Source organism: Woronichinia naegeliana WA131, from assembly GCA_025370055.1.
GTDB lineage: Bacteria > Cyanobacteriota > Cyanobacteriia > Cyanobacteriales > Microcystaceae > Woronichinia > Woronichinia naegeliana.
On the sequence record CP073041.1, the window covers coordinates 4649171 to 4674040 of the forward strand.

The 24870-nt window shown below is 42.0% G+C and carries 28 protein-coding genes and 1 pseudogene; 12 read left to right on the forward strand and 17 right to left on the reverse strand.

Features of this window, described 5'->3' with window-relative positions; translation table 11 throughout:
• The first annotated feature begins 151 nt into the window (after window positions 1-151).
• The 4 genes from KA717_23250 (at window position 152) to KA717_23265 (ending at window position 2861) form a co-directional block, all read left to right on the forward strand.
• Entirely contained in the window at window positions 152-289 is a 138-nt protein-coding gene (locus KA717_23250; GenBank protein UXE58906.1) for a microviridin/marinostatin family tricyclic proteinase inhibitor, read from the forward strand.
• 238 nt (window positions 290-527) lie between these two features.
• On the forward strand, window positions 528-1505 hold the full coding sequence (locus tag KA717_23255; protein ID UXE58907.1) for an MvdC family ATP-grasp ribosomal peptide maturase: 978 nt from the start codon (window positions 528-530) through the stop codon (window positions 1503-1505).
• Between the two features lie 125 nt (window positions 1506-1630).
• A complete protein-coding gene (locus KA717_23260; GenBank protein UXE58908.1) occupies window positions 1631-2605 on the forward strand; it encodes an MvdD family ATP-grasp ribosomal peptide maturase in 975 nt (324 codons plus the stop codon).
• Window positions 2606-2705: 100 nt separating this feature from the next.
• Window positions 2706-2861, forward strand: coding sequence for a microviridin/marinostatin family tricyclic proteinase inhibitor (locus KA717_23265; GenBank protein ID UXE58909.1), 156 nt, complete (start codon window positions 2706-2708; stop codon window positions 2859-2861).
• A 128-nt stretch (window positions 2862-2989) separates the two neighbouring features.
• On the opposite strand, the gene KA717_23270 is transcribed toward KA717_23265, so the two are convergent.
• The 4 genes from KA717_23270 to KA717_23285 form a co-directional block, all read right to left on the reverse strand.
• Complete coding sequence (locus KA717_23270; GenBank protein UXE58910.1) at window positions 2990-3469, reverse strand: hypothetical protein; 480 nt, start codon at window positions 3467-3469, stop codon at window positions 2990-2992.
• Between the two features lie 334 nt (window positions 3470-3803).
• Complete coding sequence (locus KA717_23275; GenBank protein ID UXE58911.1) at window positions 3804-4892, reverse strand: tocopherol cyclase family protein; 1089 nt, start codon at window positions 4890-4892, stop codon at window positions 3804-3806.
• 20 nt (window positions 4893-4912) lie between these two features.
• A complete protein-coding gene (locus tag KA717_23280) occupies window positions 4913-5854 on the reverse strand; it encodes a homogentisate phytyltransferase (GenBank protein UXE58912.1) in 942 nt (313 codons plus the stop codon).
• Between the two features lie 104 nt (window positions 5855-5958).
• Window positions 5959-6357, reverse strand: coding sequence for a hypothetical protein (locus KA717_23285; protein UXE58913.1), 399 nt, complete (start codon window positions 6355-6357; stop codon window positions 5959-5961).
• Window positions 6358-6838: 481 nt separating this feature from the next.
• Between KA717_23285 and KA717_23290 the strand changes: the two genes are divergently transcribed.
• The gene (locus tag KA717_23290; GenBank protein ID UXE58914.1) at window positions 6839-7741 is read left to right on the forward strand and encodes a LysR substrate-binding domain-containing protein; all 903 of its coding nucleotides are present in this window, start codon (window positions 6839-6841) and stop codon (window positions 7739-7741) included.
• A gap of 6 nt (window positions 7742-7747) precedes the next feature.
• On the opposite strand, the gene KA717_23295 is transcribed toward KA717_23290, so the two are convergent.
• From KA717_23295 to KA717_23305, 3 genes are all read right to left on the reverse strand, one after another.
• Window positions 7748-8527, reverse strand: a complete 780-nt coding sequence (locus KA717_23295; protein ID UXE58915.1) for a prohibitin family protein — start codon at window positions 8525-8527, stop codon at window positions 7748-7750.
• A gap of 104 nt (window positions 8528-8631) precedes the next feature.
• Window positions 8632-9912, reverse strand: coding sequence for an ISKra4 family transposase (locus tag KA717_23300; GenBank protein UXE64758.1), 1281 nt, complete (start codon window positions 9910-9912; stop codon window positions 8632-8634).
• A gap of 105 nt (window positions 9913-10017) precedes the next feature.
• The gene (locus KA717_23305; protein UXE58916.1) at window positions 10018-11028 is read right to left on the reverse strand and encodes a sulfate ABC transporter ATP-binding protein; all 1011 of its coding nucleotides are present in this window, start codon (window positions 11026-11028) and stop codon (window positions 10018-10020) included.
• 163 nt (window positions 11029-11191) lie between these two features.
• On the opposite strand from KA717_23305, the gene KA717_23310 reads away from it, so the two are divergent.
• Genes KA717_23310 through KA717_23320 form a run of 3 tightly spaced genes read left to right on the forward strand, consistent with a single transcriptional unit; the run spans window position 11192 to window position 12702 of the window.
• The gene (locus KA717_23310; GenBank protein ID UXE58917.1) at window positions 11192-11887 is read left to right on the forward strand and encodes a hypothetical protein; all 696 of its coding nucleotides are present in this window, start codon (window positions 11192-11194) and stop codon (window positions 11885-11887) included.
• Window positions 11888-11915: 28 nt separating this feature from the next.
• Complete coding sequence (locus tag KA717_23315) at window positions 11916-12344, forward strand: hypothetical protein (GenBank protein UXE58918.1); 429 nt, start codon at window positions 11916-11918, stop codon at window positions 12342-12344.
• Complete coding sequence (locus KA717_23320) at window positions 12310-12702, forward strand: hypothetical protein (protein ID UXE58919.1); 393 nt, start codon at window positions 12310-12312, stop codon at window positions 12700-12702. Before KA717_23315 ends, KA717_23320 begins: the two co-directional genes overlap by 35 nt.
• Here KA717_23320 and KA717_23325 read toward each other — a convergent pair.
• The 3 genes and pseudogenes from KA717_23325 to KA717_23335 form a co-directional block, all read right to left on the reverse strand.
• Window positions 12675-13956, reverse strand: a pseudogene (locus KA717_23325) (ISKra4 family transposase). The gene KA717_23320 and the pseudogene KA717_23325 sit on opposite strands and share 28 nt — an antisense overlap.
• 66 nt (window positions 13957-14022) lie before the next feature.
• On the reverse strand, window positions 14023-14196 hold the full coding sequence (locus tag KA717_23330; GenBank protein ID UXE58920.1) for a hypothetical protein: 174 nt from the start codon (window positions 14194-14196) through the stop codon (window positions 14023-14025).
• Between the two features lie 61 nt (window positions 14197-14257).
• Window positions 14258-15337 (reverse strand): IS1 family transposase, encoded by a 1080-nt coding sequence (locus tag KA717_23335; protein UXE58921.1) that lies wholly within the window; start codon window positions 15335-15337, stop codon window positions 14258-14260.
• 288 nt (window positions 15338-15625) lie between these two features.
• Here KA717_23335 and KA717_23340 point away from each other — a divergent pair, with 288 nt between their 5' ends.
• Window positions 15626-16159 (forward strand): hypothetical protein, encoded by a 534-nt coding sequence (locus KA717_23340; GenBank protein ID UXE58922.1) that lies wholly within the window; start codon window positions 15626-15628, stop codon window positions 16157-16159.
• 167 nt (window positions 16160-16326) lie between these two features.
• A complete protein-coding gene (gene cysK / locus KA717_23345; GenBank protein UXE58923.1) occupies window positions 16327-17343 on the forward strand; it encodes a cysteine synthase A in 1017 nt (338 codons plus the stop codon).
• Here cysK and KA717_23350 read toward each other — a convergent pair.
• The gene (locus KA717_23350) at window positions 17293-17547 is read right to left on the reverse strand and encodes a hypothetical protein (GenBank protein ID UXE58924.1); all 255 of its coding nucleotides are present in this window, start codon (window positions 17545-17547) and stop codon (window positions 17293-17295) included. The genes cysK and KA717_23350 overlap by 51 nt on opposite strands.
• A 405-nt stretch (window positions 17548-17952) precedes the next feature.
• Here KA717_23350 and KA717_23355 point away from each other — a divergent pair, with 405 nt between their 5' ends.
• A complete protein-coding gene (locus tag KA717_23355; protein UXE64759.1) occupies window positions 17953-18912 on the forward strand; it encodes a sulfate ABC transporter substrate-binding protein in 960 nt (319 codons plus the stop codon).
• 67 nt (window positions 18913-18979) lie between these two features.
• Here the strand turns inward: KA717_23355 and KA717_23360 are convergent, their stop codons facing one another.
• Window positions 18980-19297: an ATP-binding cassette domain-containing protein gene (locus KA717_23360; GenBank protein UXE58925.1), complete on the reverse strand. Its 318-nt coding sequence runs from the start codon at window positions 19295-19297 to the stop codon at window positions 18980-18982.
• A gap of 10 nt (window positions 19298-19307) precedes the next feature.
• Window positions 19308-20369: a zinc ABC transporter substrate-binding protein gene (locus tag KA717_23365; GenBank protein UXE58926.1), complete on the reverse strand. Its 1062-nt coding sequence runs from the start codon at window positions 20367-20369 to the stop codon at window positions 19308-19310.
• Window positions 20370-20487: 118 nt separating this feature from the next.
• Here KA717_23365 and KA717_23370 point away from each other — a divergent pair, with 118 nt between their 5' ends.
• Complete coding sequence (locus KA717_23370) at window positions 20488-21693, forward strand: lysine N(6)-hydroxylase/L-ornithine N(5)-oxygenase family protein (protein UXE58927.1); 1206 nt, start codon at window positions 20488-20490, stop codon at window positions 21691-21693.
• 84 nt (window positions 21694-21777) lie between these two features.
• On the opposite strand, the gene KA717_23375 is transcribed toward KA717_23370, so the two are convergent.
• The 4 genes from KA717_23375 to folE form a co-directional block, all read right to left on the reverse strand.
• Window positions 21778-22488 carry a metallophosphatase gene (locus KA717_23375; protein UXE58928.1) on the reverse strand — a complete coding sequence of 237 codons (711 nt, stop codon included), beginning with the start codon at window positions 22486-22488 and terminating at the stop codon, window positions 21778-21780.
• A gap of 54 nt (window positions 22489-22542) precedes the next feature.
• On the reverse strand, window positions 22543-23355 hold the full coding sequence (locus KA717_23380) for a metallophosphatase family protein (protein UXE58929.1): 813 nt from the start codon (window positions 23353-23355) through the stop codon (window positions 22543-22545).
• Window positions 23352-24128: a GTP-binding protein gene (locus KA717_23385; protein UXE58930.1), complete on the reverse strand. Its 777-nt coding sequence runs from the start codon at window positions 24126-24128 to the stop codon at window positions 23352-23354. The genes KA717_23380 and KA717_23385 overlap by 4 nt, the downstream gene beginning before the upstream one ends.
• Window positions 24129-24204: 76 nt before the next feature.
• On the reverse strand, window positions 24205-24855 hold the full coding sequence (gene folE / locus KA717_23390) for a GTP cyclohydrolase I FolE (GenBank protein UXE58931.1): 651 nt from the start codon (window positions 24853-24855) through the stop codon (window positions 24205-24207).
• Window positions 24856-24870 lie beyond the last annotated feature (15 nt).

A 24870-nucleotide genomic window follows, 5' to 3' on the forward strand; every position in this document is an offset into this window, starting at 1 on the left:
GTGGACTTATTCAGCAAGCCCTAGATAGGATGATTTAATTTTATGGTCAAATTATGGTTGACAAAGAAAAAGCAGGATGCTACAATACTTTTTAAGTTTATGACAGTTAAGGTCTTAAACCTGTTTACTCAATACCAAAAGAGGTATAACTATGACCAAAGATCAACAAGGTAAATTACTCCCCTTCTTTGCTCGTTTCTTATCCGTAAGCGAAGAAGAATCTGCCCCTGATTCTCCTTCCTTCGCAAACACAAAAAAATGGCCTTCTGACTGGGAAGAATCCTTCTAACTGGGAAGAATATTAATTCAGATGACTTGAGTAACTAAAATAACTTTAGTAATTACTCAAAAAAATAAATACTGCAACTAGTCAAGCCAAGGCAAGACTTTTTGCAGTGTTTTGTTACGTTACGATAAATAAAAACTTAAAAGCTTTAAAATAGGGTTAAAATATAGAAGTGTTTTTAACGAATTAATTGTCCTTCTTCTTTGACGAAACCTATAATTTTTATTAAGTTCCACATTCTATGAAAGAATCCCCTAACATTGTTTTATTATTGACCCATAGCGGTGATTTTTTTACCATTGACTGCGTAGCTGAAGCTATAGAAAAAAAAGGAGCCATCCCTTTTCGCTTAGATACCGATAAATTTCCCTTAGAGGTGCAACTAACAGCCCAATTTGAGGGTAAAAAAAGCTTTCACCAATTAACTTATAATAATCAATCTATTGATAGTGAACAGGTTAAATCCGTTTGGACAAGACGTATTTGGCAACCTGAATTAACGGCGGATTTAGATCCTCAGTTTCGGGAGGCTTGTTTGCGAGAATCCCAGGCGACTTTAGCAGGTTTTTGGGATAGTTTAAGATCAGCCCGTTGGCTAGACCATTTAGCCAAAATTGAGACCGCTAAAAATAAGTTATTACAGCTACGTTTAGCTTCAGAAATTGGCTTAATTATTCCCCCTACCTTAGTGACCAATAATCCTGATGCTGCAAGGGATTTTTTTTCCCAGGTTCAAGGGAAAATGGTGAGTAAATTGTTAACCGCGATCGCCCACAGTATGGAATCGCCCGAATTTTTCCTTTATACCAGTAGGGTGAAAGAAGAAGACCTCAAAGAACTGGAATCTTTACGTTATTGTCCAATGGTTTTTCAAGCCGAAATTCCTAAACAATTAGAATTAAGGATTGTAATGGTTAATGGGCAGTCGTTCGTAGGGGCTTTAGACTCTTCTCAGTATAATAAGGCGGGCGTAGATTGGCGCAGACCTGGCATTGATCCAGGGGCTTGGCAACATCACACTTTACCAGATTTATTAGTTAAGCAACTTCAGGTTTTTATGGTCAATTTAGGGTTGAATTTTGGCGCATTTGATTTGATTTTAACGCCATCAGGAGAATACGTGTTTTTAGAAGTTAATCCCGTTGGTGAGTGGGGAATGTTAGAACGTGATTTAGATTTGCCGATTTCCACGGCGATCGCTGATTTTTTAGTCTGCTAAAAATTAATTGTTAGATCGTAGAACAGGCTTCTAGCCTGTGGACAGGCAGGATGCCTATCCTACATTTTGTATTTAATTGCAACCAGCTACTTAAAAAGTATTAACTTTAAATTCTAAGGAGATTTATGACCGTTTTAATTGTTACTTTTAGTCACGACAATGAAAGTATTCCCCTAGTAATCAAAGCCCTAGAAACGATGGGCAAAAAAGCCTTTCGTTTGGACACCGATCGCTTCCCCACAGAAGTCAAAATTGATCTCTACTCAGACGATCAAAAAGCAGGAATTATTACCGATGGCGAACAACAATTAGAGCTATCCGAAGTTTCTTCTGTCTGGTATCGGCGCATGAGACAGGGGCAGAAATTACCCAATGATATGGATAGTCAATTTCGAGAAGCTTCTCTCAAGGAATGTCGGTTAAGTCTTCGAGGCATGATTGCGAGTTTACCTGGCTTTCATCTTGACCCTATTACCAATGTAGATCGCACTAATCATAAACAATTACAACTACAAGTAGCGCGACAATTAGGTTTATTAATTCCTGGGACTTTAACCTCTAATAATCCTGAAGCTGTCAAGCAATTTGCTCAGGAATTTAAAGCAACGGGAATTGTGACTAAAATGCTTTCTCAATTTGCGATTTATGATGAAAATAAACAAGAAATGGTTGTTTTTACCAGTCCTGTCACCGACGAAGACCTAGATAATTTAGAAGGCTTACAATTCTGCCCCATGACTTTTCAGGAAAATATTCCTAAAGCTTTGGAATTAAGAATAACCATCGTGGGCAAACAGCTATTTACGGCGGCTATCAATTCCCAGCAGTTAGAAGGAGCCACCTACGATTGGCGCAAAGAAGGCAGGGCTCTCCATCAACAATGGCAAGCTTACGATTTACCTCAAATTATTGAAAAGCAATTACTTGAACTCATGACATATTTTGGTCTCAATTATGGCGCGATTGATATGATTGTTACACCAGATGAACGCTATATCTTTTTAGAAATTAATCCCGTTGGCGAATTTTTCTGGCTAGAACTTTACCCACCTCATTTTCCCATTTCTCAGGCGATCGCTGAAATACTAGTCAACTCATAAAAAAGCAAAAAATTCGAGGCTGGTAATTTAAGACGAATATGATATGCTACTAGCAGTTTATGTTTTTAAAGCTGTTACTCAGAACCTAAGAGGAATAACGATGGCTTATCCCAACACCCAACAAACTAAAGCAATCCCCTTCTTTGCTCGTTTTTTATCCGTCGATCAAGAAGAAGCTCCGACACCTGAATCCCCTGATTCTCAACCCGCTCCTGTTTGGACTTGGAAGTGGCCCTCTGACTGGGAAGACAGTTAATTAAGATGGGCTTACTAATTAAAGTAACGTTTAATTAGCCCAAGCAAAAAAGCAAATGCCGCAATTAGTCAAGCCGAGGCAAGACCTTTTGCGGTATTTTTTTGTGGTTACAAATTGCTTACCCGAACTTACTCTTCAGCGATTTCAACTTCCCTGGGAGTAACGGGTTCCTTAGATGCGATTTCCACCTCAATGGCATTTTTTAGGTTAAGCTTTAGAACTTGAGAAATGGGTAAACCGTCCACTTCCTTAATGAGATATTCTTGGGTTTCTGTTTCACGACGCTTGAGATAGACTGCTTTAAGCAGAGCCTCGATACCATAACCCGTCACAATATCACCAATAATTGTAGATATACCTAGCACTCCTAGTCCACCAACTAGACCAAGAGGGCCACCTAATCCAAAAAGTGCGTAAATCGCAGGATAAGCAGTCGCACTGGACGCACTGACAGCAATAATGAAAACAATGCCAGGTAGTCCGAGAGAAGCAAGTTTTTGAACAATTTCATCAAGAGAAACTCCCCAAGAGACGAGTTTTTTGTTGATTTCTTCAGGATTAATACCCAGAAAATGATTAGGGATGTTAGCTTCAGCAGTTTCCGTCATTGATAACGCTCCTATAATTACTAAGTTGGGTTGGTTGGTCGGAATTTCAGTCAAGTGGACTGTCCATTGCTAATATAAAGTTATATAGCATCGGCTTCCTACTCAATAAGATGCCTTTGAAGGAACCTACATTGATCTTACCCTAAAGCGAGAGGCGGCTCCCGCGTTCCGGCGGTAGAAACACTTCGCTCACTTTGAATCTTACAGCCCACATTTCGCGTTTAGGTCAAGTCCACAAAGCCCGATTATATCATGGTAAGCGCAAGAAAAATAATATACTAATGTGACATACAAAAAAGGCAAGAATAGATGATTGAATATCCCTCAATCTTCCCTAACTTTCCCAGGCTTTTCCCCCGACCTCTAAACCGGCTAAAGAACTAGCATCTTCAACAATGATTTGACCTTGATGATGTCCCAGACAGCTGGGGCGATCGCGTAAAGTTAGAGATAATTGGCCCCGCAATGTTTCCCGACAACAAATTTGCAATCCCTGTTCTGTAGGGGCACGAAGTAATGTGCCGGCTAACTCCGTTGTTCCTAATAATTCCACTTCAAAATGATGATTGTGGGCTTGTAATTGCCATTGACCCCAGGGAGCAATACGCCAAGAAATCTGAGCATTCCAAGGGGCAAATTCGTAAAATTTACCCTGATAATGAATACCGATCATTCCTACTTTTTCAGAAATTCCTAACACCTTTCGTCTTCCTCCCCCTGCGGTGACAGCTAAATCTTTTTCCCGATCAAAGGCATTGCAATGAAGCCAAAACCATTGTTGAGGAAAAGAACAACCCCAGTTTTTTTCACTGTAAGCAGGAGCCTTTTCAAACTGAATTAAATCCCCATTCCATTCGATCCAACCCGTTGCTAAACCATGAGCCATTAAAATTTGCCAACCTGGTTCAAATATTGGCAAGGCTGAAAGCCAACCGGCTGTCGATCGCTGACTTTGGTGAGTATTGCCCCAGCCATAGAGCGGTTGAGTTCGATAACACCAGCGACAGGATTGGCCCGAATAGGGATTTTTTAAAGATCCCTGGTGTAAAGTGGCAGTGACTTGATAGCCCTGGGAAATCCTTTGCTCAAAAAGTGCTGAGTCCAAAAGTTGGGGAGCAATAGGCGGAGAATGCTGACCCCAATGGACTAAGGCTAAATAGTCTGGACTGGCCCAAAAACGCTGGAGATTTGGAAAGGTTCGGCAGAAATATTGATCCTGTTTACCTAAAATTTGAGCGGCTCCTCCCGATTTTCCCGTTTGACCCAGGGGATCTTCAATGGAATACATAAAAGCGAAGGATTCTTGCAGTTGTGGTAACGTTATCCGAAAATACCAGCCTTCAAAGAAATCGGCACTTTTGCCATCCCAATGATAACCACTATGGGGAGTTTGTAGAGGATTATACCAATCTTTATCCGTCATTTTTAAGCGTCTTTATTCTTCTAGGTTGGGATAAAAAAGGCGAGCGGAAATAGTAGATATTCTAGAAAAAAGAGTTTCCAAATAAATTGATAGAAGGCAGCGATCTCCGTTTTGTCTTCTAAGTTAAGATACTGACTTTGCCACCAAAGTAAAATCAACAGGAAACTATGATAACCAACCAAAAAGTAGGTATTAGCATTGGGTAAAAAGGTTAAACCGGCAATCATCATGATCACATAGGCCAAGGTAATCACACCACGAGTAATCTGTAAAACCGTTCCTTTGCCTAGAATTAAGGTAAAAGTTTGGATCTGAAATTTTTGATCTCCTTCTGTATCTGGCACATCTTTAAAAAGGGCGATCGCAATACTAAAAATAAGAATAAATAAAGTTAAGACAATGAGACTAGGGGGAAATATGACCTGATTAGTTAGAGTCTGGGTGAAATAACCAAAAAGTCCCACATTCACAACCAAACCGCGCACACTTAAAATGCAGATTGCGGCCAATAAAGAAAAACGTTTGAGACGAAGGGGAGGAACAGAATAGGCAGATCCAATGACTAAACTAATGCCTACTGTCGCCAATAACCAAGGACTTAAAATAGCTGCTAAAATCATTGCCAAAATACCGGCTATGGCAACAATCCATTGTCCTTGTTGAAGGGAAAACTCACCACTTGCTAAGGGTAAATGGGGCTTATTAACACGATCAATCTCCACATCATAAAGTTGATTAAGTCCTACAATATAAACATTGCCACCCAGACAAGCAATCCAGGCTCCCAATAAGATTCCTAAACTAGAAAAGATGAAATTTAAGTTTAAGCTGGAGTTTAAATTTGGCTCAATTGTTGCTAAAGCCAAGCAGTAGAGCGCGATCGCACTTAGGCTAGTGCCAATAATAGTATGGGGACGAGAAAACTGCCAAAGTTGAGTCACAAATAATTGAAATTTGTCCATGAAAAATATACTCTCTGCTCTGAGATGATTAAGGCTTGGGTATTGTAAAATTTTCCTAAATTTGGCGATCGCTTTTTAGGGAATTGGTAAGGGGTGATCACAGTTTAGAGATTAGGCATAAACCCAAAAAATTTAGCCGCGCCTGCTATCAGAGCGATGATGAGAGCCGTCAAGATTCCCCTATTCACAAATTCCTGATTCTCCAGTCGTTTCCCAAAGCCTGTTACTTTCTCGTCAAGGGTTTTAATTTGTCCTGAGAGTCTTTCGTCAAGGGTTTTAATTTGTCCTGAGAGCTTTTCGTCAAGGGCTTTAACCTGTCCTGAGAATTTTTCGTCAAAGGCTTTAACCTGTCCTGAGAGTTTTTCGTCAAGGGCTTTAACATCGCCTCGGATTTCTGATTGGGATACCTTAATATCGGTTAACTCATTCTCAATGCGTTCTAACCGATTGTCAATTTTGGCTAGGACATCTTCTAACTTGGTTTCAACGATGGTTGGAGGCATAGGTTATCATTCCTTTAGATTTTAGGAAGAGACAGGGAGAAGGTCGCACCTTTTCTCTTTTTAGGGTAACGGATTGCTGGGCAGATGATGATCTCCATTCCCCTTATCCTAACAAGTGATCGCTTTTTTATCTTGAGTTAGGGGTGATCGCGGTTGTAAACATTGATAATGTTCTGAATCTGTGGCTACTAGCTCTCTCTCTAATGGGCAAACTGACTACAATTCAGAAAATCGATCCACAGGTGATAATGTTCTGAATCTGTGGCTACTAGCTCTCTCTCTAATGGGCAAACTGACTACAATTCAGAAAATCGATCCACAGGTTTACAACATCACCTGTTTAGAGATTAAGTTAATTATTAATTAGTCAGTAAATTTGTCTATTTTGAATTTTTGTCCAGTTTTCCGATAAAATTAAAGTAATTATTTTTTTTTGATTCTTTGATCTTTATCCATGACCCTAGAGCAGTTACGCATTTTTTTGGCGGTTGCCGATCATTTACATTTTACGAATGCGGCAGATGCTCTTTATATTACCCAACCGGCCGTCAGTGCAGCCATTCAAAATTTAGAATCGGAATATGGCGTTAAATTATTTCATCGGATTGGGCGGCGCATTGAAATCACAGCGGCTGGGAAAATGTTACAAATTGAAGCGCAGAAAATTTTAGAACAAGTGATATTAACAGAGCGAGGATTACGAGAACTTAATAATTTACAACGGGGAGAGTTAAATCTTGGTTCTAGTTTTACGGTGGGTAACTACTGGCTGCCGGAACGTATTAGTCAGTTTAAATGTAAATATCCTGGCATTGTGGTTAATTGTACTTTGGCTAATGCAGATGATATTTGTGGAGGGACAGCCACTGGTCTATTTGATTTGGGTATTATTGCTGGGGAAGTTAAGATACCTTTGCAAAAAACCTTAACATCGGAAGTTGTTGGCAGCGATCGCCTGAAAATTGTGGTCGGAAAATCCCATCCTTGGTTTACAAAAGAAGTCATTCAAGTCGAAGATTTATTAACGACAACCTGGGTAATGCGAGAAGCGGGATCGGGAACCCAACAAATGTTTGAACAGGCATTACAAAACTGGGGAATTAAACCTCAAGATTTAGAGATTATTTTAGTCTTTAATAGTAGTGAAATGGTGAAAGCGGTAGTAGAAAGTGGTGTCGGGGCAACAGCTTTACCGGAACTTATGGTCAAAAAAGAAATTAAATTAAATACGCTTCGAGCAATTAATGTACTTGAAGTCAACAGCAAAACCCCGGCCGAAATTGTCCGTCCTGTCTTAAAACTTAAGCATTATCAACGTTTCCAAACCCGCATCTCTCAAGCCTTTGAAGAAATTCTGGCAAACCATTCTTGTCAAGAATCATAAACTTAATCAATAGGATTGAGAATATTGAGAATACTTAATTAACTCATTAATATCTAAAATTTTTTGACTGCCACTATCCACAATTAAGGGTAAGTGACCATTCCACTTTTTGAGGGTTTGTCTTTGTAAAATTTCTGGGGTTAAGGATGCTTGAATTAAACGATTTGCTTCAGCCTCTCCTTTTGCTAGATTGACTTTTGCCTCTGCTTTTTTCAGTGCTTTTTGAGCAATAAAGCCAGCCCGTCTAGCCTCTTGTTCAGCAATTTGTTTTGCTTCGACCGCTTCTTGAAAACGATCAGAAAAATGAATATTGAGGAAAGATAGATCATCCATTAAGATATGGTAAATTTTTAGGCGATCGCGGAGTTTGGTATCGACTTCCGTTTTAACCTGACTGCGTTGTGTGATCATTTCTTCGGCAGTATATTGAGCCGTAACAGACTTAATTACTTCTGAAAGTGAGGGATTAATAATTTTATCGATAATCTGATTTTGATTGCCAATTTGCTGAAAAATGAGATAAATTTTGTTTGCATCCAGATGCCAATTCAGGGCCACCTCTAGAGAAATATTCTGAAGATCTTGGCAAGCTGCTTGGACAATAATTTCCTGTTTTTGTACCCTAACGCTCAGTTTTTCAACCGTATTAACGACAGGAATAAGGGGATGTAAACCCTCCGCTAAGATCACCTCTTTGACCTGACCAAACTCCATCAAAACGCCTCGTTTTCCGGCGGGAATGACGACAAAAAAGGTGGAGATAATCGCTAAAATAAGCAAAGTCAAAATGATACGTCCTGCAATAGAAGTATCCCTGTTGCGAGAAGCTGTCTTGGGACTTGATGGACGATCAGAGGGGTGCGACCTTTAGTTGATAAAAGCTGTTGTAATCAGGGTTCTACAGGGAACCCATATTGATCAAGTTTTGCCCAAAATTGACTCCATCGTTCCTTGGTCAATACCAAAGCTCGTAGGCTCAAAATAATTCCTGCTCCTTTTTCCTTCCATCGCATCCCTGAACAACATAATCGTTGTTTGACCAACGTCTTACAAGCTGCTTCCGTAACACCTGAACCAATCGGATACTTTTTCTCTAAGTATTCAGCATAATCCATTTGATGCTGATGATTCTCGTAATAAGTAATCGCCGCTTGTAGTTTCTCGGTAAGATTCTTAGAATGACTTTTTTCTTCTTTGACTTCTTTCATCAGATTTAGCAGTTCTCCTGCTTTTCCTTTTTCATGCTTGAGTTCTCGACAATTTTCAGTCAACCATTCTTTTTGTTTTGACACTGTATTCGGATGCAACGCTTCTGCCAAGGCACCTAAGTAACCAGAGGCATGATAGAAATCTAATATCTGTTCTTCCGTTTGCTTTTCTAAAAACTTCCAATTTGATTCTGCCCCGTCTGCTATCCCGACCAATGTTGCCTCTGGATAACGTTTTTTCGCTCGCTCAATTTCTCTTTCTAATCTTTCTAGAAAACTCTTTTTTCCATACTCTGGTGCCGCACCTAGATAGATTGTATGTTGACGTTCTCCCTCACTATCGTATAGGGAAACGGTTCCCACCATTGCTTCACGGTAGCCATCCTCACACATCAGCATACAGGTTCCATCTAATCCTATTCCCACTGTTGCAATTTGGCTATCCTCCTTGGGCGGGGCATAACTCCACGCTTCTTCTTTTGCCTGTACCACACTTCCTACTGCTTCACTCAATCTTTGGATATAGGATAGCGCTACTTTTCTACCATGATTTTCTAATAAATCATTTTTCACCTCTTTGCCTGCCATCCCTGACATTTTTGAGGATACCTGTTTTGCCAATAATGGCGTTGATGTTATGATTATCCTTGCTTCTCTTTCTAAGGGGCAATACGTTTTTCCTCCTACTGAACGCTGATATACATGACGATTCACTATAACCTCACCATAAGGTGTTTGATATTCTTTCGGTTGCTCTCCCTTACTCTTCCAGATTTCTTCACCGATTTTTAAGGGTGAACCATCTGTATCTAAATATTTCAAGGCTTCTTTGCTGGCGATGCAACCTACTTCGTTTAAGCCTTTTTGAATATTTATTTCTGTATCCAACATTGAACGACTTAGTTCTAATGTTAGTTCTATTTTTATCTTTGAACCCTCTACATTAATTAGTTTTGCTGTCATCATTGTTTCCTCTTTGTCACTTTTCATCTCATGTTAACACTTTTCTTTTCCTTCATCAACTAAAAGTCGCACCCGATCAGAGAAGGGAATTTCCATAGACAAAGATTAGGCAACCTCGCTAAAAAACCGAGTTTCTAAGGGTTTTACAAAAATTTGTTGACCGACCTTTATGCTCAAATCGTTAAACTGATGGCGATTCAAATGCACATCAAAATCGATTCCTTCGGGGTCGGCTAACTGTAGCTGAATTTCCGCTCCCAAAAAGGTAATACGTTGAACTACGGCCGGAACCGTCTGGGGAATAGACTCCGTTAAGATTTGAATTTGGCGAGGACGAACAAATACGGGTTTAGTTGTCGGTCGTTCTAAGGTTTCTTGAACTAAACGGGCTGTGGGTGGTAAGACATTGACCGCGCCAATAAAGCCCATCACAAAAGCACTAGCCGGATTGTCGTAAATTTCGGCGGTTGTACCGACCTGTTCAATTGCACCCTTATTCATAATTACAATTTCATTCGCGACTTCCATTGCTTCTTCTTGATCGTGAGTTACGAAAACCGTTGTGACCGGAAGTTCCTCATGAAGTCGGCGCAACCAGTGTCTTAATTCTTTGCGAATTTTGGCATCCAAAGCACCAAAGGGTTCATCTAACAGTAAAACTTCCGGTTGAACAGCTAAAGCTCTAGCTAAGGCGACCCGTTGGCGTTGTCCTCCCGATAGTTGATTGGGATAGCGATCGCCGAGACCCTGTAATTGAATTAAATCGAGTAAATCTCCTACCCGTTTTTTCGCCTGGGAGCGCGATATTTTACGAATTTCTAGGCCAAAGGCAATATTTTCCCAAATGGTCATCTCTTTAAAGAGGGCATAGTGCTGAAAAACAAAGCCAATATTGCGTTTTCTGACATCTAGATAAGTTGTGTCTTGACCATGAATCAGAATTTGTCCACTGTCAGGGGGTTCCAAACCGGCGATCGCTCTCAGTAGGGTAGATTTCCCTGAACCGGAGGGCCCCAACAAGGCGACCAGTGAACCCTCTTTAACCTCAAGATTTACCTTCTTAAGCGCGTGGAATTGACCAAAATGCTTAGAAACTTCTTTAATTAGAATCCCCATACTACCTCTGACGTTATCCACTGGACTTAGGCCATTTGGGCCAGTTTGACTAATCTCGCCATCATGGCAAGCTCACCATAACACACCTTTCCGTGAAAACCAATAGTAATTTAATTTAATTTAATTTTTGAATAATTTGCAAATGAATTAAAATTCAAGTAGAATGCAGTCCAGTTCTATTATAAGGATATTAACCATGAAGCAGATACCTGTCTGGAGTAATCGACTGAACCCAAAAATGCTGGGCCAAATTTTGGCGGGAGTGTTATTGGTTGTTAGTTTGCTGATCATTAATTTCCCTGCTCAAGCCCTCACTATTAATGAGTCCCCTAACCAACCTGTTACTTCGACAACAACAGCAAATATCAGTGAACCCACTACTACTGCGCCAGAATCTTTAGCCCCTAGCCCTCTTCCCAAATCCAAATGGGTGACAAAAACTCAGCTTACTTTCGATAAAGCTCTTACCAAAACCAAAACGGCGATCGCTGACCTGGCCAGCCAACTGGAAGAAGCCGCTACAACTACCGATGTCGTTGTGCAGAAACAAATTAAAAAGTCTCTAGAAAATAAACAGGATGATCTGGAGAATGCTGCCGATAAAATTGATGACCTGGTAGAAAAATTGCAAAAGGCGAACAAAAAACTGGCCGCGACTGTGGGTGATGCTCCCAATGAACTGCAAAGTCAGCTACAAATCCAGGCACAAAATCTTCAACAATCTTTAGATGCTGCTGTTCAGACGATTAATACTCTGGCCGATAGCACCGAAAAAGCCAAGAAAAATACCACAGAGGCCTTCCGTACTCAAATCAATAACCAGATCGAGGCAGTTAATCAGGGTGTGACCTTTAGTTGATGAAGGAAAAGAAAAGTGTTAACATGGGATGAAAAGTGACAAAGAGGAAACAATGATGACAGCAAAACTAATTAATGTAGAGGGTTCAAAGATAAAAATAGAACTAACATTAGAACTAAGTCGTTCAATGTTGGATACAGAAATAAATATTCAAAAAGGCTTAAACGAAGTAGGTTGCATCGCCAGCAAAGAAGCCTTGAAATATTTAGATACAGATGGTTCACCCTTAAAAATCGGTGAAGAAATCTGGAAGAGTAAGGGAGAGCAACCGAAAGAATATCAAACACCTTATGGTGAGGTTATAGTGAATCGTCATGTATATCAGCGTTCACCTTTGAGGAAAAACGTATTGCCCCTTAGAAAGAGAAGCAAGGATAATCATAACATCAACGCCATTATTGGCAAAACAGGTATCCTCAAAAATGTCAGGGATGGCAGGCAAAGAGGTGAAAAATGATTTATTAGAAAATCATGGTAGAAAAGTAGCGCTATCCTATATCCAAAGATTGAGTGAAGCAGTAGGAAGTGTGGTACAGGCAAAAGAAGAAGCGTGGAGTTATGCCCCGCCCAAGGAGGATAGCCAAATTGCAACAGTGGGAATAGGATTAGATGGAACCTGTATGCTGATGTGTGAGGATGGCTACCGTGAAGCAATGGTGGGAACCGTTTCCCTATACGATAGTGAAGGCGAACGTCAACCTACAATCTATCTAGGTGCGGCACCAGAGTATGGAAAAAAGAGTTTTCTAGAAAGGGTGCGACCTTTAGTTGATAAAAGCTGTTGTAATCAGGGTTCTACAGGGAACCCATATTGATCAAGTTTTGCCCAAAATTGACTCCATCGTTCCTTGGTCAATACCAAAGCTCGTAGGCTCAAAATAATTCCTGCTCCTTTTTCCTTCCATCGCATCCCTGAACAACATAATCGTTGTTTGACCAACGTCTTACAAGCTGCTTCCGTAACACCTGAACCAATCGGATACTTTTTCTCTATGTATTCAGCATAATCCATTTGATGCTGATGATTCTCGTAATAAGTAATCGCCGCTTGTAGTTTCTCGGTAAGATTCTTAGAATGACTTTTTTCTTCTTTGACTTCTTTCATCAGATTTAGCAGTTCTCCTGCTTTTCCTTTTTCATGCTTGAGTTCTCGACAATTTTCAGTCAACCATTCTTTTTGTTTTGACACGGTATTCGGATGCAACGCTTCTGCCAAGGCACCTAAGTAACCAGAGGCATGATAGAAATCTAATATCTGTTCTTCCGTTTGCTTTTCTAAAAACTTCCAATTTGATTCTGCCCCGTCTGCTATCCCGACCAATGTTGCCTCTGGATAACGGTTTTTCGCTCGCTCAATTTCTCTTTCTAATCTTTCTAGAAAACTCTTTTTTCCATACTCTGGTGCCGCACCTAGATAGATTGTATGTTGACGTTCGCCTTCACTATCGTATAGGGAAACGGTTCCCACCATTGCTTCACGGTAGCCATCCTCACACATCAGCATACAGGTTCCATCTAATCCTATTCCCACTGTTGCAATTTGGCTATCCTCCTTGGGCGGGGCATAACTCCACGCTTCTTCTTTTGCCTGTACCACACTTCCTACTGCTTCACTCAATCTTTGGATATAGGATAGCGCTACTTTTCTACCATGATTTTCTAATAAATCATTTTTCACCTCTTTGCCTGCCATCCCTGACATTTTTGAGGATACCTGTTTTGCCAATAATGGCGTTGATGTTATGATTATCCTTGCTTCTCTTTCTAAGGGGCAATACGTTTTTCCTCAAAGGTGAACGCTGATATACATGACGATTCACTATAACCTCACCATAAGGTGTTTGATATTCTTTCGGTTGCTCTCCCTTACTCTTCCAGATTTCTTCACCGATTTTTAAGGGTGAACCATCTGTATCTAAATATTTCAAGGCTTCTTTGCTGGCGATGCAACCTACTTCGTTTAAGCCTTTTTGAATATTTATTTCTGTATCCAACATTGAACGACTGAGTTCTAATGTTAGTTCTATTTTTATCTTTGAACCCTCTACATTAATTAGTTTTGCTGTCATCATTGTTTCCTCTTTGTCACTTTTCATCCCATGTTAACACTTTTCTTTTCCTTCATCAACTAAAGGTCACACCCCATCTAATCCTATTCCCACTGTTGCAATTTGGCTATCCTCCTTGGGCGGGGCATAACTCCACGCTTCTTCTTTTGCCTGTACCACACTTCCTACTGCTTCACTCAATCTTTGGATATAGGATAGCGCTACTTTTCTACCATGATTTTCTAATAAATCATTTTTCACCTCTTTGCCTGGGCACTGGTATCGTCTAGCTAGAAGCTACAAACGTTGCAATACGAGAGGTTCAAGAAATCAGGCGAATTTGGAGTAAGTCCTCCCAAGTTAACCCTTTTTCAATTATACCGAGAGCTACAGCAGGAACTTCTCTAGTCGTAAAATGGCTGCGAACAAAGTTATGAACCATCCTGAAAATATCTAGGACTCGCTGTAATCCCACAACAGATTTAGCATAAGTATTTGTACGACGACGAAAGGCGGCTAAATAGCGTCGGATAGCACTATTAAATGCCTCAACGTGGTTGGCATGGACGTCCTTTTCTTCTGGTTTTTCTGTTGTCTCTGGATGTTCTGGTTTCGGAGTTTCTACTTTCTTTAGTTTACCCTCAGAATCTCGACGTTTACTACTCTTATTTTTTAGTCTTACTACAAGACCCTTCGGTAATACTTTGGTGGGACGACCTCGCTTTCCAATCCTTAATACTTCGTGACAAATATTAAATAGCAGTTGACTATATCGCTTTTCTCCATCTGTAAATAACTGGAGAGATTCTGCACTCCTTTCAAATAATTCCGTTACCGTCATCATTGCTTCTAGAAATAATTTCTGCTCTTTTCGACCACATTTTAAATGCCAAATAAAGCGGCTAGCCCTGTCCATGAGCACGATTGTCCACCCCTCAGAGGCACTTGCTTCTTTATTTTTTCCAACTTTTGTGTATAGTTCATCCCCTTCTATTACTAATTTAACAAATTCATTCACTAAGGCGTATAAAAATAATGTCTCTTGTAATCCTGATAATTTCTTTTCCCAATTCAATATTGTTGTTTTCGCGTAGCCGAATACTCGGGCTGCTGCATTTAATCCTATTCCTTCCATTCTGGCTTTTAATACTTTTACAATTTCACTTAATGGGGTTTCTAAGCCAGCGATTACGCTACCATAAGTCTCAGCAAAACAAGAACTACATTCTTGACAAATGAACATTTTACGTTCCCCATTACCTTTCGTTTGATAATGAGAATGTATTTTTACGTTTTCACTATAGCAATGAGGGCAGTTTTTCTGAAATAAGGCTTCCTCTTTCTCTTGGGGTAAGCCAATATCACTTAGGAGGTCAATTGAGCTTTTATTCAATGTTGACATTGCTTTCTGTTTTCCCTTTCTTTAATATAATGACAATAATAATAGTATAACAAAAACGGGAATATGTCCAGTCGTAAGTTATTTTCTATTTTCTCAAACTCTTACACCATAACTTTTTCTAGCTTTGATCACACGATACCAGTACCTTGCTGTCATCATTGTTTCCTCTTTGTCACTTTTCATCTCATGTTAACACTTTTCTTTTCCTTCATCAACTAAAGGTCACACCCTCTAGAAAGATTAGAAAGAGAAATTGAGCGAGCGAAAAACCGTTATCCAGAGGCAACATTGGTCGGGATAGCAGACGGGGCAGAATCAAATTGGAAGTTTTTAGAAAAGCAAACGGAAGAACAGATATTAGATTTCTATCATGCCTCTGGTTACTTAGGTGCCTTGGCAGAAGCGTTGCATCCGAATACCGTGTCAAAACAAAAAGAATGGTTGACTGAAAATTGTCGAGAACTCAAGCATGAAAAAGGAAAAGCAGGAGAACTGCTAAATCTGATGAAAGAAGTCAAAGAAGAAAAAAGTCATTCTAAGAATCTTACCGAGAAACTACAAGCGGCGATTACTTATTACGAGAATCATCAGCATCAAATGGATTATGCTGAATACTTAGAGAAAAAGTATCCGATTGGTTCAGGTGTTACGGAAGCAGCTTGTAAGACGTTGGTCAAACAACGATTATGTTGTTCAGGGATGCGATGGAAGGAAAAAGGAGCAGGAATTATTTTGAGCCTACGAGCTTTGGTATTGACCAAGGAACGATGGAGTCAATTTTGGGCAAAACTTGATCAATATGGGTTCCCTGTAGAACCCTGATTACAACAGCTTTTATCAACTAAAGGTCGCACCCGTTAATCAAGCCTTAGAAAAAGCCCAACAGGCCATTCAAGGTCTGGGCCAATCGCCTGCTTAATCCCCCATAAGTCAAGGCGATCGCCTCATATTGCCTCATACTGTACTGCTTAGATCTAGGACTTTTCAAGATGCGTATTGCCGAAAATATTACCCAACTGGTGGGACGAACTCCCTTGATCCAACTCAATACCATTCCCGCTTTAGAAGGTGTGGTAGCCCAAATCGTCGTCAAGTTAGAAGGAATGAATCCAACGGCTTCGGTAAAGGATCGCATTAGCATCAGTATGGTTGAAGTGGCTGAATCAGAGGGCCTCATTGAACCAGATAAAACGATTCTTGTTGAGCCAACTTCTGGTAATACGGGGATTGCCCTGGCAATGGTAGCCGCCGCCAAGGGTTACAAACTGATTCTCACCATGCCCGATACCATGAGTGTAGAACGACGGGCCATGCTCAAAGCTTTTGGGGCGCGGGTGGAATTAACCCCTGGTGTTCAGGGAATGCGAGGAGCGATCGCGCGAGCAGAAGAAATTGTGGCCGCAACCCCTAACGCTTTTATGCTGCAACAGTTTTATAACTCTGCTAATCCGAAGATCCATCGAGAAACTACGGCGGCGGAAATTTGGGAAGATACGGACGGTCAAGTGGACATAGTTGTGGCGGGTGTTGGCACGGGGGGAACCATCACCGGCATTGCCGAAGCCCTTAAACCCCGTAAATCCAGTTTTCAGGCGATCGCCGTTGAACCGAGCACTAGTTCCGTTCTTTCGGGTGGTTCTCCTGGCCCCCATAAAATTCAGGGAATTGGGGCCGGTTTTATTCCCCCAGTTTTGCGCCTAGATCTAATTGACGAAATAATTCAAATTAGCGATGAAGTGGCCATTAAATATAGTCGCCATCTTGCTCGTCTAGAAGGACTGTTATCGGGGATTTCTACCGGAGCCGCCCTGGCTGCTGCCATCGAAGTGGGAAAAAGACCTGAAAATACAGACAAACTGATTGTCGTTATTCAACCGAGTTTTGGGGAACGTTATCTGAGTACATCGCTATTTCAAACGCCTGATCGGGAAGAAGTTCCTTTGGATGAATGGGATTTAGCCGAGGGATTTGCGACGCTCCAGACTAGCCCGAACCGGATAGGTTGAGTTCTGACGACAAACCCTGGCCCATTTGAGGACTTGTTCATATAAAAACAAACTGCCTAATCCCACGAGGGTTAAAAGCAATATTCCCGAAACGGTTGTATAGGCATAAGCCTGCCACCAAAGACGCTGAAGTCCTTGCGGTTGCAAAGGGTAAAGAGAAACTGCTGGTCGAGATTGATTCCAATTTGCGATCGCCATAGACAAAATACACCAAGTCGATAGGATTTTAGTTTGTTCACTATCCCATAGGACATTGGAAAAGGCAAGAAAAAGGGACTGAATTTGTAACAGATGTATCTTTTTTTCTAAACATTAATCCTTTTTTCCTTTCATTGCGATGGCACTTTTTAAGCAAAACCCCCTACTCTTGCTCGCTTTCTTGACAAGTTAATCCAGTAAAAATATTTTTTACTTGCCAAAAAGACAACACTCCGATATAATTACTGTAGTTTACAGAGAGAGCACATTTAACAACCCATGTGGAACCAGGCTAAGACAGCAACCCAACCAACGTTATTACCTTCCTTTCCGTCCCTGACCCAACGACTCCAATCCCCAACAGCGATCGTGGCAGGCACTTTAATTGTGGGTCTGGGCATCGGTGGATTAATGTCCTATCCTGCTCTGAGTCAACAAAAAGCGAAGGACGTACAAATCACTTTGGTGTCTTACGCGGTTACTCGTGCCGCCTACGACAAAATTATTCCCAAATTTGTAGCGAAATGGCAGAAAGAGAAAAATCAAACCGTGACATTTAAGCAAAGTTATGGGGGGTCAGGTTCTCAAACTCGTGCCGTTCTAGATGGTTTAGAAGCCGATGTTGTTCAGTTAGCTTTAGCCTCTGATGTCGATAAAATTCAGAAAGGTGGATTAATCAATGCTGGCTGGCAAAAAGAAGTTCCCAATAATGGCATTGTCACTAAATCTGTTGTTGCTTTAGTTACCCGTCCTGGCAATCCCAAAAAAGTTAAAGATTGGCGTGATTTAGCCCGTCCTGAGATAAAAACGATTACCGCTAATCCCAAAACCTCTGGAGTTGCTCGCTGGAATTTTCTCGGTTTATGGGGATCGGTCACGCAAACAGGGGGAAGTGAAGCGAAAGCAAGGGAATTTACCACCAAGGTTTACAATAACGTTCCCGTTTTACCCAAAGATGCCCGTGAATCCACCGATGTTTTTTATAAACAGGGTCAAGGCGACGTACTTTTAAACTATGAAAATGAAGTGTTGTTAGGAAAGCAAAAGGGTGAAAACCTTCCCTATATTTTGCCGCCGGTTAATATTTCCATTGATGCGCCTGTTGCGGTGGTGGATAAAAATGTGGATAAACATGGTACTCGTGAAGTTGCGACTGCTTTTGTGAAGTATCTTTTCACCCCTGAAGCCCAAACAGAATTTGCTAAAACAGGTTTCCGTCCCGTTAATCCCACTGTAGCAAAACAGTTTGCCAAAACCTATCCAACCATTCCTAAACTCTTTACAATTAGCACTTTTGGGGGATGGGAAACGGCTCAGAAAAAATTCTTTAGTGATGGAGGTATTTTTGATCAAGTCTTTAAGGCCAATTAGTCTTAGAGTGTAACTCTTGGGCATACCGAGAGTGAGATTGTCCTGCTATAATCAGGGGAGCAAATTTTTATTTTCTCCCTTGTCTTTTATAAAAAAATCTTGATCTTATTGTTAATGTAGCTGGCGTTAAAAATGCGATCGCGTCCCGTACAGGAGCAGGGAAATAGCCTTTCTGGTTCAAAGCATGACCTAAAATATTAATACTGCCCGTTTTTCGGGGTAAAATCCCTAGAATTGCCTGAATCAGTGTACTTTTTCCCGCACCATTGGGGCCAATAATTGCCATATCCGTCCCCGCTTCCAAACAAAAAGAGACATCCTGCACTGCCGCCCGATTTTCACGATAAACCGTTAAGCCTTCAACCCCTAAGATGATTTTTGACAAGCCATACCCCCTAAAAACTAAGCCGCAAAGATTGGGGCTGTATCATCAATAATGTTCTTGGAGAAATGATTGGCAACAACGACTGCTGGGTTTGACCCGAAAAAGCGGATTCTAGATTTTGAAGATTCTGACGCATGGTAGTTAGGTAATAATCAGGCCTTAATGCTTCCCCATTACTGGTTTCTAACGGATCGAAAGTGCTAACTTTTACCTTTAAATCCTTCGCCAAAGCCGCAAAAGGACTACCTACAGCCTGGGATTCAGTAAGCAGAGTTTTAAGGTTAGATTGCTTGGCCGCATTAATAACCCGTTTAACATCCTCTGGAGAAGCATTTTCTTCAGGAACATCCACCAAAAATTCTGCCTTGAGATTATAGCTTTGGGCAAAATAAGGGGCGAAGTCATGGTAGGTGACAAAGGTTTTTCCCGCAAAGGGTTGCAGTTTTTGAGCAATTTCACCATCTAGTTGTTTGAGTTTTTCGATATAAGCGGTGGCATTGGTGTTATAGGTTGTTTTACCTTCTGGATCAGCCGCAATTAGTCCATCTCGAATATTTTCTACCTGTTTGATGGCTCGTTTGGGGTCTAAATAAATATGGGGGTTAAAGGCTCCATGATTATGTCCTGCTTCCGAAGTTTTTTCATGGTCATGATCATGCTTTTCTTCATTGGCGATGGGTTGAATATCCTTACTAGAATCAATCAGTTTCAGATTAGCATTCCCCGCATTTTTAAGTAAATCTCCTAAAAATTCTTCCATACCCAGACCATTTTTGACTAAGACATTTCCCCTGGCGAGCTTTTGAACATCTTCTGGTTTTGCCTGATAATCGTGGGGCCCGACATTGGTAGGCAATAGTTGGGTCACTTCAGCGCGATCGCCCGCCACAGCCTTCGTAAAGTTGGTAACGGGAATAAACGTTGTAATCACTTTTAAGCGTTGGGTTTCTTCGCTAGGAGAAGCAGAAATAATGGGAGAACCCGTTCCACATCCTCCTAGACCGATAGCAGTTAAGGAGACAAGCAACAAAGAACAGCGACGAAGATAACGGGAAGTTTTGAGGGCCGACATATTTAAGCTCGGATAATTTATGATGGAATAAAATGAGAATGATTATCATTCCAATTATCTTACAACGAATCGCCACTTTTAATCATTTTGTTGAACCTTGTTTTGTCCTCTTTTAACTATGTCTGATTTCCCTTTAAATCTGCCAGAAGCCATTGATTTGGCGGTTATTGGTGCTGGGCCCCAAGCTCTAACGCTAGTCACTCACTTACTCCAAAAGAAAAAATCCCTCCATCGAAAAATTTTGGTTTTTGATGCCAGTGGTGTCTGGATGAGTCGTTGGCATCATCAGTTTGCCGCTTTAGAAATTCCCCATTTGCGATCGCCCGCCGTACATCATCCCGATCCTGATGCCTATGCCTTGCGTCGTTTTGCTGAATTGCGTCCCCAGGAGTTATATCCTCCCTACTCGCTACCAGGAACGACTTTATTCAAGGAATTCTGTCAGGATGTGGTCAAACGTTGGCAACTTCAAGATCGCCTTGTCCCCTTGGCAGTGGAGGAGTTAGAGCCGATTGTTCATCATTCCCGCAAACGCTTTCTGCTGGGTTTAAAAGATGGGCGATCGCTGTTGGCTCGGCGTGTTGTTTTGGCCGCTGGGAGTCATCAGCCTAATCTTCCTGAGTGGGTAAAAGAAATTCCTGCTAATTTTCCGAAAGACCGTCTTCTTCATGCTAATCAGATTGATTTACGGACTTTACACCTTAAAAACGAGCGAATATTGATTGTGGGCGGTGGTTTGACCAGTGGACATCTGGCATTAGGAGCTTTAGCGCGGGGAGCAAAAGTCGTATTAACCCATCGCCGTCAGTTCCGAGAAAAATTGTTTGATTCTGATCCAGGCTGGTTAGGCCCAAAATATCTTAAGGCGTTTTGGGATGAACCCCATTGGGGCGATCGCTGGGAAATGATCCAGGCAGCGCGGGATGGTGGCTCTCTGACGATGGCCGTGATGACTCAATTACGACGGGCCAATCATTGTCAACAATTAAGCTTTCAAGAATGTTGTCGGGTGGTACAGGCTCAATGGCAAGAATTTTACTGGCAGGTGCAGTGTGATAATGGTACAACCCAAGAATTTGATCGCATTTGGTTAGCGACTGGCACTCGTTTAAATGCCGAGACAGAACCCCTATTATCTACCATGAATAAAGTCTTTCCCCTTCCTCTGGTCAATGGCTTACCCGTTCTCGAAAAGGATTTACGGTGGGGAAAAAGTGATTTATTTTTAATGGGAGGATTAACCGCCTTAAGGGTGGGGCCAGCCGCTCGTAATTTGTCGGGGGGAAGAATGGCTAGTCGCTGTATTGTGCCTGCTTTAACCTGAACTGGCGATCACTTTAAAAACTGTCCAAGGGAACGAGATCAGCAGAGCGAATAAACTTTGTCTTGATCCTATCGATTTTCTTGGTCAATAGAAAACTGTCTTGAACTGAACCGTATCTGTGGCGGGATTGTACAAAACATAATTGCCCTGACCCTTTGTCCGTCCCACGTTACCCACTCCCACAATACGTCGGGGGGATTTTCCTTGCTCCTGGAGAGTTTGGGGGCCATCCAGGGTAGTGATTTGGGACTGTAATTGTTTCGGCTCCACCCAACATTCAAAAACTAACCCTGATCGTCCACAGAAGAGGTTATTGGCATCAGCCCGTATTAGGCGATCGCAAAGTTGAATGGCGGGGGTATCCAGGGTCAGTTCATCGGCATAGCTGACCGTACTACCGTGGATGAGTAGGCAATCCAACTCATGGAAACCAAAATGGAGCGTTCTCAACCATTGTACTAATTCCCAGTCGATACTTTCCCAGAGCAATTTAGCCCCATCAGTACCTACCTTAGCGACCAATTCTGGTGCATCTAGGGAACCCCGCAAGCCATGCAGATTCAAACATTGTTCTTCCCACCAACCCAGACAAATTTGGGGGGTTAATTCGCCAACTTTGGGAGACTGGATGCGCTCAATGATGGCCCGATTATTGCCTTGCAGACCGAGAAAATCCCCCAGAATATACAAATCGCTAATAGTATCACTCTGCTGTTTAATGGAGGCTAACACCGCTTCATAGGCCGCCAAATTGCCTTCAATGCCACTACAAATAGCCCAATAACTATTAATCATTATTTTTTCTTTAAAATTCTCCGTAAAGCTTCTATTTTTAACTATAAGTATTTGCTAACGCTGACAGACGTGGCTAGGATCATCGGCCCGTTCCGCAAATTCCAATCCCTGGGCCAATCGCCAAGCAAAAATAGGTGGTAAACCTTTTTCGATAATGGCGGCGCAGGTGCGTTGATAGTCGTAGGGGACTTCCCGTAAGGTCACCTGGGTTGTCTCCGTATCGTATAAAACATAGGTGGCATTGGGGCGGCCGTGGCGAGGTTCCCCCACCGATCCTGCGTTGATAATCCGTTTCAGGGGCATGGTGAATTGTCGATCTGTTTTACCCTCTCCTCCTTGTGCCACCCGCACAGAAATCGTTCCTCCCTTCAAATCTCGCACATAGGGGACGTGGGTATGACCACAAAATAAAACATCGGCTTCGGTGGATAAAACCCTTTCTAAGGCGGCAAAACCATCCATGCTGGGCAGTAGATATTCGTGCTGACTGTTGGGGCTACCGTGAACAAAACAAAGGTTGCTTTCCCGTATTGTTAGGGGCAAGGTGGACAGGTATTCCCTTACTTCAGGGTGAATAGCCGCATTAGTCCATTCGTGGGCCGCTCGACCTCGGTTTTCTGCCAGTATAGAAGGATAACTACATTCGCAGGCATTCAGACCCTCTACAATATCTTCGTCCCAACACCCTTGGCAGGTGGGAATATCGAGGGAGCGAATCATTTCTACCACAGCGTTGGGGTGGGGGCCATAGCCCACTAAATCCCCCAAGCAATAAATTTGATCTGCTTTGTGCTGATCAATGTCCGATAAAACGGCATTAAGAGCTTCAAGATTACCATGAATGCAGGAAATAACAGCAAGTTTCATCCAGCGATCGCCTCCTCTAGGGGATTCAAATTTTTGTACTGTTGTTGGTAATGGGTCAGGATTTCATTGGATAGGCAACCTTCCATGAGGGTATCGGCAATCAATTTTTGATTGAGGTTCCAACCAGCCAGTTCAATGCCGCTGAAACGCTGGGGACGGCCCTCTAACCAAGGCTCAAGGGGTAATTCGGTGTATTCAATCCCCGTCAGTCCCTGGACAAAATCAATGTAAAAAGCTCGACCGTCTGGCATTTCAAAAATTCCCTTTAACCGTTGCAATTCTCCGTAGGCTCCCCCAGTTAGTTCCGCGAGAATCATGTCTAGACTAGGGGGATCAAAGACAATTCCTGTCAACGGCGATCGCCACAAATTGGGCAAAGACTCGGCATTTTCTAGAAAAAGATCATTGCCAGGGATAATTTCGTCGGCCCAACTATGCCATTCCGAATCCGTTAAGCAGGGGGGCAAGACTGCCAAATGACGACAGGGCCAAGGGTCAAACAGGGCTGAATTTAGATCAATCTGTACACCCAGTTCACAGTAAACCAACGCATTCAGAGGTAAATTTGTCAACCACGATTTCCCTGGGTCTCCAACAATGACCTGCACCGTGGGACAGGTGTAGTTAATGCGGGCCAAATCAACCGTGATCGGCCCCAGTCCTGGGGAAAAATAAAAAGTTGGATGGGTTGAATGCTTGAGTTGTTCAACAATCCAAGTGGTTTTACCGCCACCGGACGGCCCAGCAACAGCAATTAAGGAAGGCGATCGCATAGAGTACAGTGTTCAAGAAAAGACAAGGAGAAAAGGGAGGAAGCAAAACCTAAACGCTACTCCCTTGGGAAAAAATCTAGTGAAAAGAAGGACTATGGCGAATTAAATTCATAAACTCATCGCGGGTTTTGGCATCATCAGCAAAAATGCCCTGCATCGAACTCGTCACCGTCCAGGAGCCAGGTTTTTGGACTCCCCTCATTACCATACACATATGGGTTGCCTCCACCACGACGGCCACTCCCTGGGGTTGGAGTAATCCCTGTAAAGCATCAGCAATTTGGGCCGTTAAACGTTCCTGCACTTGGAGCCGCCGACCATACATTTCGCAAATACGAGCAATTTTGGATAGCCCAATCACCTTGCCATTGGGAATGTAAGCCACATGGGCCCGACCAATAATCGGTAAAATATGGTGTTCACAGGAACTAAAAAGGTCAATATCCCGAATGAGTACCATTTCATTAGCGTTTTCACTAAAAATGGCCCCATTCAACAGTTCATCCAAGGATTGTTGATAGCCAGAAGTCAAAAACTTTAGGGCTTTAACGACTCGTTTGGGAGTATCTCTGAGACCCTCGCGATCGGGATCTTCCCCCATCCCCAACAGTAATGTTCTAACAGCAGCTTGCATTTCTGCTTCGGAAACAGGCGGAGCAGCTTGGGTAGGAAGGGCGGCGATTGCTTGATTAGCGGTGAGTTTTTGGGAAGAAATTAAAGCAGTCATTTGTTTAAAAAATAG

Bases quoted from the DNA above. Each gene is read 5' to 3' on its own strand.
- KA717_23250 (UXE58906.1), top strand. From the start codon at position 152: ATGACCAAAGATCAACAAGGTAAATTACTCCCCTTCTTTGCTCGTTTC.
- KA717_23255 (UXE58907.1), top strand. From the start codon at position 528: ATGAAAGAATCCCCTAACATTGTTTTATTATTGACCCATAGCGGTGAT.
- KA717_23260 (UXE58908.1), top strand. From the start codon at position 1,631: ATGACCGTTTTAATTGTTACTTTTAGTCACGACAATGAAAGTATTCCC.
- KA717_23265 (UXE58909.1), top strand. From the start codon at position 2,706: ATGGCTTATCCCAACACCCAACAAACTAAAGCAATCCCCTTCTTTGCT.
- KA717_23270 (UXE58910.1), bottom strand. From the start codon at position 3,469: ATGACGGAAACTGCTGAAGCTAACATCCCTAATCATTTTCTGGGTATT.
- KA717_23275 (UXE58911.1), bottom strand. From the start codon at position 4,892: ATGACGGATAAAGATTGGTATAATCCTCTACAAACTCCCCATAGTGGT.
- KA717_23280 (UXE58912.1), bottom strand. From the start codon at position 5,854: ATGGACAAATTTCAATTATTTGTGACTCAACTTTGGCAGTTTTCTCGT.
- KA717_23285 (UXE58913.1), bottom strand. From the start codon at position 6,357: ATGCCTCCAACCATCGTTGAAACCAAGTTAGAAGATGTCCTAGCCAAA.
- KA717_23300 (UXE64758.1), bottom strand. From the start codon at position 9,912: ATGACAGCAAAACTAATTAATGTAGAGGGTTCAAAGATAAAAATAGAA.
- KA717_23305 (UXE58916.1), bottom strand. From the start codon at position 11,028: ATGGGGATTCTAATTAAAGAAGTTTCTAAGCATTTTGGTCAATTCCAC.
- KA717_23310 (UXE58917.1), top strand. From the start codon at position 11,192: ATGCAGTCCAGTTCTATTATAAGGATATTAACCATGAAGCAGATACCT.
- KA717_23315 (UXE58918.1), top strand. From the start codon at position 11,916: ATGAAAAGTGACAAAGAGGAAACAATGATGACAGCAAAACTAATTAAT.
- KA717_23320 (UXE58919.1), top strand. From the start codon at position 12,310: ATGTCAGGGATGGCAGGCAAAGAGGTGAAAAATGATTTATTAGAAAAT.
- KA717_23335 (UXE58921.1), bottom strand. From the start codon at position 15,337: ATGTCAACATTGAATAAAAGCTCAATTGACCTCCTAAGTGATATTGGC.
- cysK (UXE58923.1), top strand. From the start codon at position 16,327: ATGCGTATTGCCGAAAATATTACCCAACTGGTGGGACGAACTCCCTTG.
- KA717_23355 (UXE64759.1), top strand. From the start codon at position 17,953: ATGTCCTATCCTGCTCTGAGTCAACAAAAAGCGAAGGACGTACAAATC.
- KA717_23365 (UXE58926.1), bottom strand. From the start codon at position 20,369: ATGTCGGCCCTCAAAACTTCCCGTTATCTTCGTCGCTGTTCTTTGTTG.
- KA717_23370 (UXE58927.1), top strand. From the start codon at position 20,488: ATGTCTGATTTCCCTTTAAATCTGCCAGAAGCCATTGATTTGGCGGTT.
- KA717_23375 (UXE58928.1), bottom strand. From the start codon at position 22,488: ATGATTAATAGTTATTGGGCTATTTGTAGTGGCATTGAAGGCAATTTG.
- KA717_23380 (UXE58929.1), bottom strand. From the start codon at position 23,355: ATGAAACTTGCTGTTATTTCCTGCATTCATGGTAATCTTGAAGCTCTT.
- KA717_23385 (UXE58930.1), bottom strand. From the start codon at position 24,128: ATGCGATCGCCTTCCTTAATTGCTGTTGCTGGGCCGTCCGGTGGCGGT.
- folE (UXE58931.1), bottom strand. From the start codon at position 24,855: ATGACTGCTTTAATTTCTTCCCAAAAACTCACCGCTAATCAAGCAATC.